Source organism: Sphingomonas caeni (assembly GCF_026013415.1).
Lineage (GTDB): Bacteria > Pseudomonadota > Alphaproteobacteria > Sphingomonadales > Sphingomonadaceae > Sphingomonas > Sphingomonas caeni.
On record NZ_JAPDOK010000008.1, the window covers coordinates 49,826 to 62,163 of the forward strand.

General features: G+C 67.6%; 13 protein-coding genes. 5 read left to right on the top strand and 8 right to left on the bottom strand.

What is annotated here, in order from left to right; translation table 11 throughout:
* The first annotated feature begins 16 nt into the window (after nucleotides 1-16).
* Nucleotides 17-907: a hypothetical protein gene (locus OF829_RS17070; protein ID WP_264941353.1), complete on the top strand. Its 891-nt coding sequence runs from the start codon at nucleotides 17-19 to the stop codon at nucleotides 905-907.
* Nucleotides 904-2,055, top strand: coding sequence for a cupin domain-containing protein (locus OF829_RS17075; protein WP_264941354.1), 1,152 nt, complete (start codon nucleotides 904-906; stop codon nucleotides 2,053-2,055). Before OF829_RS17070 ends, OF829_RS17075 begins: the two co-directional genes overlap by 4 nt.
* Before the next feature lie 117 nt (nucleotides 2,056-2,172).
* Here OF829_RS17075 and OF829_RS17080 read toward each other — a convergent pair whose 3' ends face one another.
* From OF829_RS17080 to OF829_RS17115, 8 genes are all read right to left on the bottom strand, one after another.
* Nucleotides 2,173-2,742: a hypothetical protein gene (locus OF829_RS17080; RefSeq protein WP_264941355.1), complete on the bottom strand. Its 570-nt coding sequence runs from the start codon at nucleotides 2,740-2,742 to the stop codon at nucleotides 2,173-2,175.
* A gap of 79 nt (nucleotides 2,743-2,821) precedes the next feature.
* A complete protein-coding gene (locus OF829_RS17085; RefSeq protein WP_264941357.1) occupies nucleotides 2,822-3,817 on the bottom strand; it encodes a type II secretion system F family protein in 996 nt (331 codons plus the stop codon).
* Nucleotides 3,818-3,824: 7 nt separating this feature from the next.
* Nucleotides 3,825-4,802 (bottom strand): type II secretion system F family protein, encoded by a 978-nt coding sequence (locus OF829_RS17090; RefSeq protein ID WP_264941358.1) that lies wholly within the window; start codon nucleotides 4,800-4,802, stop codon nucleotides 3,825-3,827.
* 82 nt (nucleotides 4,803-4,884) lie between these two features.
* Entirely contained in the window at nucleotides 4,885-6,180 is a 1,296-nt protein-coding gene (locus OF829_RS17095) for a P-loop NTPase (protein WP_264941359.1), read from the bottom strand.
* The gene (locus OF829_RS17100) at nucleotides 6,177-6,812 is read right to left on the bottom strand and encodes a CpaD family pilus assembly protein (protein ID WP_264941360.1); all 636 of its coding nucleotides are present in this window, start codon (nucleotides 6,810-6,812) and stop codon (nucleotides 6,177-6,179) included. The genes OF829_RS17095 and OF829_RS17100 overlap by 4 nt, the downstream gene beginning before the upstream one ends.
* 17 nt (nucleotides 6,813-6,829) lie before the next feature.
* On the bottom strand, nucleotides 6,830-8,506 hold the full coding sequence (locus tag OF829_RS17105; protein ID WP_264941361.1) for a type II and III secretion system protein family protein: 1,677 nt from the start codon (nucleotides 8,504-8,506) through the stop codon (nucleotides 6,830-6,832).
* A gap of 2 nt (nucleotides 8,507-8,508) precedes the next feature.
* The gene (gene cpaB / locus OF829_RS17110) at nucleotides 8,509-9,537 is read right to left on the bottom strand and encodes a Flp pilus assembly protein CpaB (RefSeq protein ID WP_264941362.1); all 1,029 of its coding nucleotides are present in this window, start codon (nucleotides 9,535-9,537) and stop codon (nucleotides 8,509-8,511) included.
* 54 nt (nucleotides 9,538-9,591) lie between these two features.
* On the bottom strand, nucleotides 9,592-10,062 hold the full coding sequence (locus tag OF829_RS17115; protein WP_264941363.1) for an A24 family peptidase: 471 nt from the start codon (nucleotides 10,060-10,062) through the stop codon (nucleotides 9,592-9,594).
* A 49-nt stretch (nucleotides 10,063-10,111) separates the two neighbouring features.
* Between OF829_RS17115 and OF829_RS17120 the strand changes: the two genes are divergently transcribed.
* From OF829_RS17120 to OF829_RS17130, 3 genes are read left to right on the top strand one after another with little or no spacing between them, the layout of a single operon-like run.
* Nucleotides 10,112-11,059, top strand: a complete 948-nt coding sequence (locus OF829_RS17120) for an alpha/beta fold hydrolase (RefSeq protein WP_264941365.1) — start codon at nucleotides 10,112-10,114, stop codon at nucleotides 11,057-11,059.
* Nucleotides 11,056-12,138, top strand: a complete 1,083-nt coding sequence (locus tag OF829_RS17125; RefSeq protein WP_264941366.1) for an NAD(P)/FAD-dependent oxidoreductase — start codon at nucleotides 11,056-11,058, stop codon at nucleotides 12,136-12,138. Before OF829_RS17120 ends, OF829_RS17125 begins: the two co-directional genes overlap by 4 nt.
* Nucleotides 12,139-12,167: 29 nt before the next feature.
* Nucleotides 12,168-12,338: a YegP family protein gene (locus OF829_RS17130; protein ID WP_264941367.1), complete on the top strand. Its 171-nt coding sequence runs from the start codon at nucleotides 12,168-12,170 to the stop codon at nucleotides 12,336-12,338.

Genomic DNA, 12,338 nt, shown 5'->3' on the forward strand with positions numbered 1-12,338 from the left:
GAGGATGGGGGGACGCATGAAGCGCATGATCGTTGGAATGCTGGCGCTGCTCGCAAGCCCCGCCGCGGCGCAGACGGTGCAGGTCACCCCCGATTGGCGCGCGATCAGCTTCATGGGGGAGGGCGACGACGAGGCGCTGGCGCTGATCGACCTGGCCTCGCTGCGCCGGCCCGCGACCGGGATCCGCGAGATCCGCGCGGCCATGGTCAGCGAGCGGCCCGGGCGGCTTTCGTCGGGCAAGAGTTTCTCGATGACGCAGGTCGTCTACCGCTTCGACTGCAAGGGCGGCACCTACCAGCCGGTGCACACCGAGGCCTGGTCCGAAAAGGGCAGGGTGGTGGGCGGCGACAATGACGGCCCGGCCCGCGACGTCGAGCGCGGCACGATCCTGGCCGATCTGCGCGACCTGGTGTGCGACGAGACCTTCAGCCATCTGCGCAAGGTGGCGGGCGTCAACCCGATCGCGCCCTCGCTCGAGCTGATCGTGCAGCGCCGGTCGCTGGTCGACAGCCGCGGCCATAATGGCTGGCAGCGGCTGACCGATGCGGGCGACGCGCCCGAACGGCTGCAATATTTCGCCGAACGCGGATCGGTGATCACCGACAGCGCGGGGCGCAGGCTGGTGAGCACGATGGTGCTGATCGAGAAGGGCGAGAGCGGGATCACCCGCGTCCACTATCTGGTGCGGATCGATTGCAAGGCGAGGACGGGCGAGACCATCTATGCCCAGGCATTCGGCGGGGACGGGCGCGTGCTGAGCGAGATGCTGCTCGATACGGGCCCCCAGCCGCTCGAGCCCGGGCGGATGGCGGGGGCGCTCGAGCTGCCGGTGTGCCGCGGCGACTGGAGCAGCGGCGCGCCCGAGATTCGCCTGCCCGACCAATTGGCGCGCGAGGCCTTCCGTTGATCCGTTCTGTCGCCGATCTCTGCCACCCGCACGATCCCGCGCTGATCGAGGCGGCGATGCTCGAGCTGCGGCGGGTGCATCTCTCGACCGATCGCGCCGCCGCCTTCGCCCGGCTGCTGCCCTGGGACGTGTTCAACATGCTACCCAGCCGGGCGATGCTGCTCGAATCCGAGCTGCGCGTGATCCAGCGCGGGCGCGATGCCTGGTTCGACCTGCTGGTGCCGCGCACCCGCGTCGATGTCGAGCGCAAGCTCTCGGCCAGGGCGCTCCACGATCTGTGCGAGCAGGGGATGAGCATGGTGCTCAACCGCGTCGGCCGCCACGTGCCGCGCGTCGCCGCGCTCAACGCGATGATCGAGCGGCATTTCCGCGCGAGCACCGACGTCAATTGCTATGCCAGTTTTCGCCGCGAAAGCGCCTTCCCGCCGCATTTCGATCCGCACGACGTGCTCGTGCTCCAGATCCATGGCAGCAAGCGCTGGTTCTGCCACGGCCAGCCGCACCGTTTCCCGCTCGACCGCCAGCGCTTTCCGGTGGGCGACGATCCCGGCCCGGTCGAGGCCGAGATCCTGATGCGGCCGGGCGATCTCCTCTATCTGCCGCGCGGCGAGGTGCATTGGGCCGAGACGGTGGGCGAGGCATCGATGCACCTGACCGTGCGCATCCAGCCGCCGCGTCCCTCGGACCTGCTGCCGTGGCTCGCCGCGATCGCCGAGCGCGAGGAGGCGGGGCGCGAGGATATCAATGCGTTGGCCGGCGATGAAGCGCGCGCCGCGCGGACCGAGCGGTTGCAGGCGGTCCTTCGCGCGCTGGCGGACGGGCTCGACCTCAACCGCTTTGCCGCGGAGATCGACCGCGACACCGGCCCGATGCGGCCGATCAATCTGGGACATATGCAGGAGCTACGGCCCGGCACGCTCGTCACGCCCTCGCTCCGGCGGCGCGTGCCGCTCGACGGACCGCGCGTGGCGATCGGCGGCAAGCCGGTGCAGCTGGGCCCGGACGAGCGCGCGGTGCTCGCCGAGCTGCTCGCGCGCGACAGCGCCACGATCGCGGAACTGGAAAAGGCGCTGCCTCAGACGGCAACGGGCGACGCCGTTGCCGGTCTCGCCCGTAAGTCGCTGGTCTTTCTCTTCGCGGACGACTGAGCTCAGCGGAAAGCCGTCATCCCGGCGAAAGCCGGGACCCAGAGCCGCGAGCGATGCGCTTTGCCACCCTGGGTCCCGGCTTTCGCCGGGATGATAATCCGGCGATCGAGGCTGAAGTCAGCCGAAGCGCTTGAGATGCTCGTCCTCATTGCCCGCGCGGAGCAAGGCGGCCTGTTCGCGCCACTCTTCCTTGGCGATCGCACCCTTCTCCATTTCGAGCCTCTGCTCGAGCGCGGCCTCGTCGTCGGGGGTCATCTTCTCGATCTCGCGATAGGTCTTGATGCCCAGCTCGTTGAGACGCTTCTCGCGCGCCTCGTCGATGCCCTTGATCCGGCTGAGATTGTCGCGGCCCCAGCCGAACCAGCCGCGCCATCCGCCGCCCGATTCCTCGCTTGCGGCGGCAGCGGCGGGTGCCACCGCGGCGGTCGCCGCGGTAGCCTCGGCGGCGGTCACCGCCTTTTTCAGCCGTTCGCATTCGGCCTCGAGATCGCGGACACGGCGATTGGCTTCCTTCAGGTCGATCTCGGCCTGGTGGCGATAGCTGGAGTGCTCGACTTCCTCGTCCTCATAGCGCTCGCGCCATTTGCGCCCCCCGGAAGCGCTGCCCAGCCCCAACAGCCATCCGGCAATCAGCGTCAGGACCAGCGCCGTGAATTGCGTCGGCGACTGGAACGGCAAGTCCTGCATGTTCGGCTCCCCCCAATTTTATGCGGGGGAATTTACCTTGGCCGGGAGATTCGTTCCAGACTCGATCCGCGTCCGCGGCTTAGCGGTTGATGAAGCTGTCGTTGATCGAGCAGGCGGCCGGGCCGAGGATGACGATGAACAGCACCGGCAGGATGAACAGGATCAGCGGGATCGTCATGATCGCGGGCAGGCGCGCGGCCTTTTCCTCGGCGCGCATCATGCGCTCGTTGCGGAACTCGGCGGAGAGCACGCGCAGCGCCGATGCCAGCGGCGTGCCGTATTTTTCGGTCTGAATCATCGTGGTCACGACGCCGCGAACCGCATCCAGATCAATGCGCTGCGCGAAATTGTCGAAGGCCTGGCGGCGGTCGGTGAGGAAGCCCAGTTCGATCGCGGTGAGCTGGAATTCGTCGCCGAGTTCGGGATAGGCCTTGCCCAATTCGCGCGCGACGCGGCCGAATGCGGCGTCCACGGTCAGTCCCGCTTCGGCACAGATGACGAGCAGGTCGAGCGCGTCGGGAAGCCCTTTGCGAATCGCATGGCTGCGCTTGGTGATCTTGTTCTTGAGGTAGATGTCGGGCGCCTTGTAGCTCAGGATGAACGCGCCCGCGACGAGGCCATAGGCCTTGATCGGGGTCCAGTCGGCGAACATCTCGGTACCGTAGACGAGGAAGATCATCAGCCCGCCGAACACGATCGGCAGCACGAGCCGGCCGAAAATCACGGCGGGCGCCCATTCCTTGGAACGGATGCCGGCCTGCATCAATTTCTGCTGGGCGACCTTGAGCTGGCTTTCCTGCAGCACCTTCATCGACGAGAGCAGGGCGCGGATCTTGTCGGCGCTCTCGTTCTTCTGGACCAGCTTGGCGCGGCGCTTCGACGTCGAGGCGGTGATGCCCGCCTTGAGCTGTTCGCGGCGGTCGTTGAGCGCCTTGACGCGCTTGGCCATGGGATCGCGCACGGTGGTCGCAGCATAGACCGCGAGCAGCACCGAGAAGGCGGCGATGGCGGCGAGGAAGGTCGCCACCATGAGGACGTCTACGCCAAGGATCGTGGGGCCGGAGGTCGGTTGCATGGGGCCCTCAGATCTCGAAATCGACCATCTTGGCCATGATGAAGGCGCCGATCGCCATCCAGACCAGGCCGCCGCCGCCCGCCACCATCAGCCGCTCGTCGGTGAAGAAGTGGAACATATAGGCGTTGTTGATGAACCAGATCATCGTGAACACGATGAAGGGCAGCGCGCCGACGATCAGCGCCGACGCCTTTGATTCGGACGACATCGCCTTGATCTTGAGCTTCATCTGGCTGCGCTTGCGCAGCACATCGGCGAGGTTGCCGAGCGTTTCCGCGAGGTTGCCGCCGGTCTCGCGCTGGATCGCGATGGTGATCACGAAGAACTGGAACTCGGGGGTGCCGAGGCGGTCCGCGGTCTCCTGAAGCGCCACGTCGAGCGTGCGCCCGATCTTCATCTTGTCCGAGATGGCGCGGAATTCCTCGCCGACCGGACCGTCCAGCTCCTGGGCGACGACCGCGATCGTCTCGGTGATCGGAAGGCCCGAGCGCAGGCCGCGGACAAGCAGCTCGATCGCGTCGGGGAATCTGGCGGTGAAGGTCAGCACGCGCTTCTTGATGAAGAAGCCGACGACCTTGTGCGGCAGGCCGACGCCGACGAAGATGCCGATCGCGAGCGACAGCCAGATCGGTGCGCCGCGGAGCAGCAGCAGCGCGACAGGGATCACGAACAGCCCGAGCGAGACCATGCCGTATTTGCCGACGGACCAGTTCTTGCCCGTCATGTGCAGCCGCTTCTTGAGCAGCGCGGGGTTGGGGATGAACCGCCCGGCGAACGTGTCCATCTTGGTCGTGCGGTTGGTCGAGATGCGGCGGAGCTGGGCTTCCATTGCGCTCGCGATCGGGCTGCCCGAATGGCGGCCGCGAACGGCGGTAAGGCGGCGCGCGCCCGCACGCTCGGCCGAGGGTCCGGAGAAGGCGAAGACCATCATCGCGAGAACCATGAAGGCGCCGCCACCGATCAACACATACGGCAGAAAGTCCATGCCGTTCCCGTCTCCGCCACCCGATCTTGCCAACCGCGGGGCAGGATAGCCCCGGTCCGGTTAAGCGATTACTTGCCCACGCCTATTTGGCTGCCTTTTTCGGCATGCTGAGCTTGAGCTTGTCGAGCAGCGAACTGCCGCCCTTGGCATCGCTCTTGCCGCCCTTGCTTCCCTTGGCCGGCGCATCGTCGCGCTCGCCCGAATCGGTGATGTTGGTCACCCGGCCGGCCAGTTCGACGAGCGGCGCGAGCGACTTGGCGTTCTTGCCGGCTTCCGCGAACGGCTTGCCGAGCTTGGCGGCCTGCGCCGCGATCTTCTGTTCGGCGGGAACCACGAAATCGACCTTGCGCTCGATCGAGCCCTCGAAATCCTTGCGGCTGATCTCGAGCAGCGCTTGCGGATGCACCTTGTTGGCGAGCACGATCACCTGGGTCTGCGGCGCGTTCGACTTGAACCAGCTGAGGATGCGGATCGCATCGCGCGCGGCGGCGAGGGTGAACTCGGTCACCAGCACCGCGATCTGGATATCGGTGATCAGATGCGGGTGGAGCACCAGCATGCCGCGCGGCAGATCGACGATCGTGCACTCGAACGCGCCGCGAATCTCCTCCTGCAACTGGTAGAAGGCGGCGCCGTCGGTGAGGACGGGCGAGTTGATCGGGGCTTCGGCGCTGAGCACCGCCAGCGTGTCCGACGCCTTGACCATCGCGCGTTCGATGAAGAGGCCGTCGATGCGGCTCGGATTCTCGATCGCGTCGGTCAGGCCGCGGCCCGGCTCGAGATCGAGCGCGAGCGCGCCGGTGCCGAAATGCACGTCGAGATCGAGCAAAGCCGTGGTGCGCTTCTGCTTCTCGCTGATCAGCCAGGCGAGCGAGGTCGCCACCGTCGAGGCGCCGACGCCGCCGCGCGCACCGATCACCGCCACCGCGCAGTGCGGGCGATCGGAGCCGGGATCGGCGAGCTTGGGCGCGTTGAGGATCGCCTGGGCGTTTGCGAAGGCTTCACGCAGCGAATCGGGGTTGAGCGGCTTGAGCAGGTAATCCTGGATGCCGCTCGCGATGAGATCGCGGTACAGCCGGACGTCGTTGACCTGGCCCGAGGCGATCACGACCGTGCCCGGCTCGCAGACTTCCGCGAGCGCGTTGATGTCGTTGAGCGGGTCGCCGCTTTCCGAAAGGTCCACGAACAGCACGTTCGGGCTCGCCGAGACCGACAGCGTCTGGACGGCATTACGCAGCCCGCCCTTGTTGACCTTTTCGGGCGACCAGCCGAGCTCGATCGCGATCGGGCGCAGCGCTTCGGCCGTCGTCTCGTCGCAGACGAATGCAGAGAAAGGCTCGCGATGGCCGGTGCGGCCGGGATTGAAGGGCGCGTTCACTTGCCACCACCTCCCGGCGCACCGGCGGGCTTGAGCGGCGCGGCCCCGGTCGGCGTCGCGTCGCGATAGACCTTGACCGCGCGGCTGCCGCTGGCCGGATCGCTCACGGGCGAACCGGGCTGACCGCGGACCAGATCCGCCGGATCGGCGACCATCGCCGCCAGGTTCGAATTGGTGGCGCAGCCATAGTTGGAGCTGGTGCTCGCCGAGTAATCGGGCTGATAGACGCGCGAGAAATCGGGGCAGTTGGGAACCGACGCGGTCGTGCGCGTCACCACGACACGGACCGTGCCTGGCGCGACCTGGCCGACCGTCACCGGCGCCTTGTCGCTGAGCAGCACGCCGTAGCGGCCGGCCTCGGCCGCGATCGCCTCGCGCGCGGTGCTTCCGTCGCCGCCATCGTCGATCGCGATCTTGTCGCCATAGCCGAGCCGCATCGAGCCGAGCCAGCCGGCCAGCCGCTGCTGCTCACCCTGCGCCAGGCCATAGCCCGTGGTGTTGAGATCGAAGACATAGTCGGTGCGCTGGACGACCGGCTGGTAGATCGAGCCGACGCCGCCATTATACGTCCCGCAGCCGCCGAGCAGCAGCGCGGGCGCGAGGAGCGCGGGAAGGGCGATACGCTTGAACATGCTGTTCTCCTCGCGGGTCACTGGCCGAAGCCGGGGTTTACGGTGGCGACCGCCTTGCCGCGGCGCGCGGGCTGCGGCTGGGGCTGCTGACGCTGCGGCGCGGGCTGCGCGGGGGCGATGGATGCCTGTTCGCGGCGCTGCTCCTGCACCGGCGGCGGGCCGGCGGGGGCGTTCTGGAGCGATCCGACCGACGGGGTGGCGTCGGGCGGGGTGGCCATGGTCGGCTTGGGCCGGTCACCGCCGGTCCTCCCCTTGCCGAGCTCGCCCAGGATGATGCGCTCGAAGTCATTGGGCGCGCGATAGCCGTCGGTCGGCAGCACGATCTGGTTGGCGTTGACCGGCTTCACGAGCAGCGGGGTGATCACGATCACCAATTCGGTCTCGTTGCGCTGGAAGGCGTTCGAGCGGAACAGCGCGCCGAGGATCGGCACGTCGCCCAGCCCCGGGGCCTTGTCGATCGAATTGTCATGGCTGTTCGACAGCAGGCCGCCGATCATCATCGATTCGCCCGAACCCATTTCGACGCTGGTTTCGGTGCGCCGCGTGGTGAGCGCGGGAATGGTGGTGCCGTTGATCTGGACCGCGCCGGCGGCCGAGAGCTGCGAGACCTCGGGCCGCACGCGGATCGAGATGCGCCCGTCGGACAGCACGATCGGGGTGAAGGAGAGGCTGACGCCGTATTGCTTATACTCGACCGACACCGCGCCCAGCCCCTGGCTGATCGGGATCGGGATCTCGCCGCCCGCGAGGAAGGTCGCGGTCTCGCCCGACAGCGCGGTGAGGTTGGTCTCGGTGAGCGTGGTCACCTGGCCGATGCGCTCGCCCAGATCGAGCGTGCCGAGCAGATCGAGCCCGAGCAGCTTGCCGGCCGCGGCCAGCGTGGTGTTCTGCGTGCCCTTGGTGGCGGTGAAGCGCGTGCCGGTGCCCGGATAGACGAAGTCGCCGAGGCGCGGATCGAAGGGCAGGCTGATCGTGCCCGCCGGGAAGCCGAAGCGCGACGAGGCGTCGAGCATCGGCAGCCCCGAGGTGTCGATCGCGCCGATCGTGCCCGGCGAGCGGCCGCCCGACATGACGCCGCCGAAAAAGCCGTTGCCCATGTCGCGCGACAGCAGGTTGGCGCCGACATTCTTGACGAAGTTGCGGCTGACCTCGGCGAAGCGGACCTGGAGGGTCACCTGCAGCGGGGTCGCGGTGCGGAGCCGGCTGACGACCTGGACTTCCTTGCCGACAAAGGCCTGGACGAGGCGCTCGGCCTCGGCGGCGTCAGCCGGGCTGGCGACGGTGCCGGTGAGCAGCACGAGGCCGTTCATCGTCGTCGCGGTGATCTGCGCGTCGGGCATCGCCAGGCGCAGCATCGCGTCGACCGAATCGATATTGTTGCCGACGCGGACCGTGGCCGAATAGATCGTCCGGCCGGCCTTGTTGTTGGCATAGATGGTGGTTTCGCCCGGGCCCTTGGCGAAGATGTAGATCTCGGTGGGCGAGCGGACCGACACGTCGGCGATCTGATCGTTGGCGACGAACACGCCCGAGATCGGCGAGTCGAGCTGGACCAGGCGGCCGCGGCCGGTGTTGATCTGCACCACGGGCGGCGCGGCGGTCTGCGCCGCGGCGGGCGCCGCGACCCCGACGGCGCCGGCAGACGCCAGCAGCGCCGCGAGCGTCAGCCCGATAGGCTTGGCCAGATTTCGCATGATTATTGTTTCCCCCCGACCGGAACCACGGTCACGCTGTTGCCGCGCGAAATGGTGACCATCGGCCCCTGCGGCACGGGCGCGGGTGCGCCCGGATAATTTTGCTGTTGCGGGCCGGGCGTGAACCCGTTCCGCTCGACCGGCTTGGCCGGCACGGTGCGGCGCTGGAAGCGCGACACATCGGCGCCGGTGGTGACGCCCTGGCTGCCCCATTCGGGCTGCGCCGAGACGCGCGACATCATCGCCTGTTCGGCCTTGGGATCGCTGGGCACGTTGACGCTGCCATCGGCGATCGCGTCCTCGAGCTCGCCCTGATTGTCGGCGATCGACCGCAGCGACAGCGAAAGGCCGCCGATGCTCTTCGCCACCGCGAGCCGCTCGGCGATCTGCGGCGAAACCTCGACCGTGATGGTCGCGTAAGTGGTGACGACGGTGTTGCCCTTGTCGTCGGTCTGCTTGTCGGTGCGCTGGTCGGTCGCGAGCACGCGCAGGTTGCGCAGCACCGTCTCCGAGGCCTTGAGCGGCGGACCGTCGCCGCCGCCGACCACGTCCTGCGTCATGATCAGATCGACGCGGTCGCCCGGAAAGACGAAGCCCGAGACGTTGGAGCCCTTGCCCTCGACGGGAATGGTGACCGCGCGCATGCCCGGCGCCAGTGCGGCGGCGAGGAAGCCGCGATCGCCCGGCTTGACGAGCGCGCCCTGGGTCAGCGGCTGGCCCGCGGGAATCGCGAAACGCACGACGGTGCCCTGAAGCGACTTCGGATCGACCTGGTCCTTCTGGTAATAGGCGCCTTCGATCAGCTCCTTGGGCCAGGGGACGAATTTCATCGCGGTCGGATCGAGCAGAGTGCCGACCGGAAGCGGGCGCGTGGCGACCAGCACCTCGTTGGTGTTCTGCGCGGGCGCAGCCGCGGGCGCGGCCGACGATTGCGGTGTGGGCGACCCAACCATCAGGTTGCGCGCCATGAATGCGGTGATCGCTGCCACCAGCAGCGCCCCGACCAGGAGAATGAGCTTCCGAGCATCCATGTCGCGTCAGGCCTTTTCAATTCGTTCGGGCCGGGTTGAACCGCCGTTAAGCTTTCACCCGAAATGGTTAATAATCGGTTCGCGAAGTGTGATCAGGCCGGCGATCGCGATCGCCACGCCATAAGGGATTTCCAGTAGCCGCTCGTGGCGGCGCAGCTTCTTCTCGATCACCATCACCAGCGTCAGCAGTCCGCCGAGCAGCGACATCATCACGATCGTCCAAATGAGGGGCTGGACCGGCAGCCACAGCGCGAGCGCGCCGATCATCTTCACATCGCCGCCGCCCATCTGGTTGAGCGCGAAGGCGCCGGTGAAGAAGGCGAAGACGAGGCAGGCGACGCCGAGCTGGATCGCCATGTCCGGCCACAAGGCAAGCCCGTTTGCCCACCACCAGACCGGCGCGAGCAGCGCGATCGCGGCGTTTTTCCAGTTGGCGATCTCACGCGTGCGTGCGTCCTGAATCCCCGCGGAAACCAGGAGCAGGCCGAGCGCGGCCAGCAGAAAGGTGACAAACAACTCCCCCATCACGCCAAATGCCTAGACGGAGTGGCTTATCAAAACGTAACCAAGCGGCATGACCGCACCTGAATCTGTCCGCCGTAGTTATCCCGAGGGATCGCAGCTCCACCAATGGACCGCCACCGACGGGTGGGAATTGCGCGCCTTCGCCTGGCCCGCCGCGGCCGGCGCCAGCCGGGGGAGCATCCTTTTCGAGGGCGGGCGCGGCGATATTTTCGAGAAATATCTCGAGCTGTTCGTCCATTGGCACGGCCAGGGCTGGTCGATCACCTCGTTCGACTGGCGCGGCCAGGGCGGATCGGGCCGGCTGACCGAGGCTAAGAATTGCGGGCATATCGAGGATTTCGCCGACTACATCGCCGACTTCCGCGCCTTTTATGCCGAATGGGAAGCGGCGACTCCGGGGCCGCATGTCGTGATCGGCCATTCGATGGGCGGGCATCTGGTGCTGCGCGGCCTGATCGAGGGCGCCGCCAAGCCCGACGCCGCGGTGCTGGTCGCGCCGATGCTCGGCTTCCACGCGATCGGCGGCCCCTCGTTCGGCGAATGGCTCGCCAAGACGATGGGGGGCGTCGGCGACGTGTCGCGGCCCGCGTGGAAGACCAACGAGAAGCCCTATACCACCGAGAGCCGGCTCAAGCTGCTGACGCACGACAAGGACCGCTATTCGGACGAATTGTGGTGGAAGGCGCAGAAGCCCGAGCTCGCGACCGGTAGCCCAAGCTGGAAATGGGTGATCGAGGGCTTCCGCTCGACCCGCGAGATGCGCACCAGCCCCAGGCTCAAGACCATGAACGTTCCGGTACTGATGCTGATCGCCGAGGCCGACGGGCTGGTCGATCCCAAGGCCGCCGCCGCCATCGCCGCGAAGCTGCCCGATGCGCGCGTGGTCAAGTTCGGCAAGGAGAGCGCGCATGAGATCCTGCGCGAGGCCGACAAGGTGCGCAACCGCGCCATCGGCGAGATCGACCTCTTCTTGCAGGCGAGGGCGCCGAAGAAGTGAAGCGCTACGACATTGCCGTGGTGGGGGCGGGGATCGCGGGGGCGAGCCTTGCCGCCGAACTCGCGCCGCATGCGCGGGTGCTGGTGCTCGAGATGGAGGAGCAGCCGGGATATCATGCGACCGGGCGGTCGGCGGCCTTCTGGTCCGAGACCTATGGCGGGCCCTATATCCAGCCGCTCACCACCGCCTCCGGCCCGCTGCTCGACGGCTATCTCGAGCCGCTCGGCTCGCTCCATATCGCGCGGGCGGACGAGCGCGCTGCCGTCGATGCCGAGCTGGCGGCGTTCGCGGCGAGCGGCGTCGAATTGGCGCTGGTCGATCCGCGCGAGCGGATTCCGGGGCTGCGCGACGACTGGACGATGGCGATCTGGGAGCCGAGCTGCACCTATATCGATGTCGGCGGGCTGCATGGGGCCTATCTCAAGGCGATCCGGCAGGCGGGAGGCGAGATTGTCACCTCGGCGGGGCTGGAGGCGGCGCGCTACGCGGGGGGGTGGAAGCTGGAGACCCGCGCCGGGGCCTTCGAGGCCGATATCCTCGTCAACGCGGCAGGAGCCTGGGCCGATCCGGTCGCGGCGATGGCGGGGGCGCGGCCGATCGGCATCCAGCCCTATCGCCGCACCATGGTCCAGCTCGTCACCGATCCCGCGCCGCCCGCGGACCTGCCGCATGTCGGGCATCTGACCGGCAGCTTTTATTTCAAGCCCGAGGCCGGCGGGCGGCTATGGCTGAGCCCGCATGACGAGATCCCCACCGATCCCTGCGATGCCCAGCCCGAGGATCTCGACGTCGCGATCGCCATCGACCGGTTCGAGCATTGCGTCGACTGGCGGGTGGCGAAACTCGAGCATAAATGGGCGGGCCTGCGCAGCTTCGCGCCCGATCGGCTGCCCGTTTATGGCTTCGATCCGGGAATCGAGCGGTTCTTCTGGTGCGCGGGGCAAGGCGGATTCGGCATCCAGACCGCTCCCGCTGCGGCCAAGCTCGCCGCCGCGCTGCTGCTCGGAACCGCGCCGGACGCATCGGTCGCGCATATCGACGCGAATCGCTATTCGCCGGCGCGCTTCTCGGCTAGCTGATCCAGGTCAGTTTTGCAGGGAGTGACCGCATGGCGCACAAGTTCGTGATCGAGCAGAACAAGGCGGGGGAATATGTCGCCAAGTTCAAATTCAACTCGGAAGTGATCTTCTGGACCGAGGGCTATAGCTCGAAGGCCGGCGCGCAGAACGCGATCGATTCGATCAAGAAGAACGGGCCCGGCGCCGACACCGAGGACTGA

Bases quoted from the DNA above. Each gene is read 5' to 3' on its own strand.
- OF829_RS17070 (WP_264941353.1), top strand. From the start codon at position 17: ATGAAGCGCATGATCGTTGGAATGCTGGCGCTGCTCGCAAGCCCCGCC.
- OF829_RS17120 (WP_264941365.1), top strand. From the start codon at position 10,112: ATGACCGCACCTGAATCTGTCCGCCGTAGTTATCCCGAGGGATCGCAG.
- OF829_RS17115 (WP_264941363.1), bottom strand. From the start codon at position 10,062: ATGGGGGAGTTGTTTGTCACCTTTCTGCTGGCCGCGCTCGGCCTGCTC.
- OF829_RS17130 (WP_264941367.1), top strand. From the start codon at position 12,168: ATGGCGCACAAGTTCGTGATCGAGCAGAACAAGGCGGGGGAATATGTC.
- OF829_RS17090 (WP_264941358.1), bottom strand. From the start codon at position 4,802: ATGGACTTTCTGCCGTATGTGTTGATCGGTGGCGGCGCCTTCATGGTT.
- OF829_RS17105 (WP_264941361.1), bottom strand. From the start codon at position 8,506: ATGCGAAATCTGGCCAAGCCTATCGGGCTGACGCTCGCGGCGCTGCTG.
- OF829_RS17085 (WP_264941357.1), bottom strand. From the start codon at position 3,817: ATGCAACCGACCTCCGGCCCCACGATCCTTGGCGTAGACGTCCTCATG.
- OF829_RS17100 (WP_264941360.1), bottom strand. From the start codon at position 6,812: ATGTTCAAGCGTATCGCCCTTCCCGCGCTCCTCGCGCCCGCGCTGCTG.
- OF829_RS17080 (WP_264941355.1), bottom strand. From the start codon at position 2,742: ATGCAGGACTTGCCGTTCCAGTCGCCGACGCAATTCACGGCGCTGGTC.
- cpaB (WP_264941362.1), bottom strand. From the start codon at position 9,537: ATGGATGCTCGGAAGCTCATTCTCCTGGTCGGGGCGCTGCTGGTGGCA.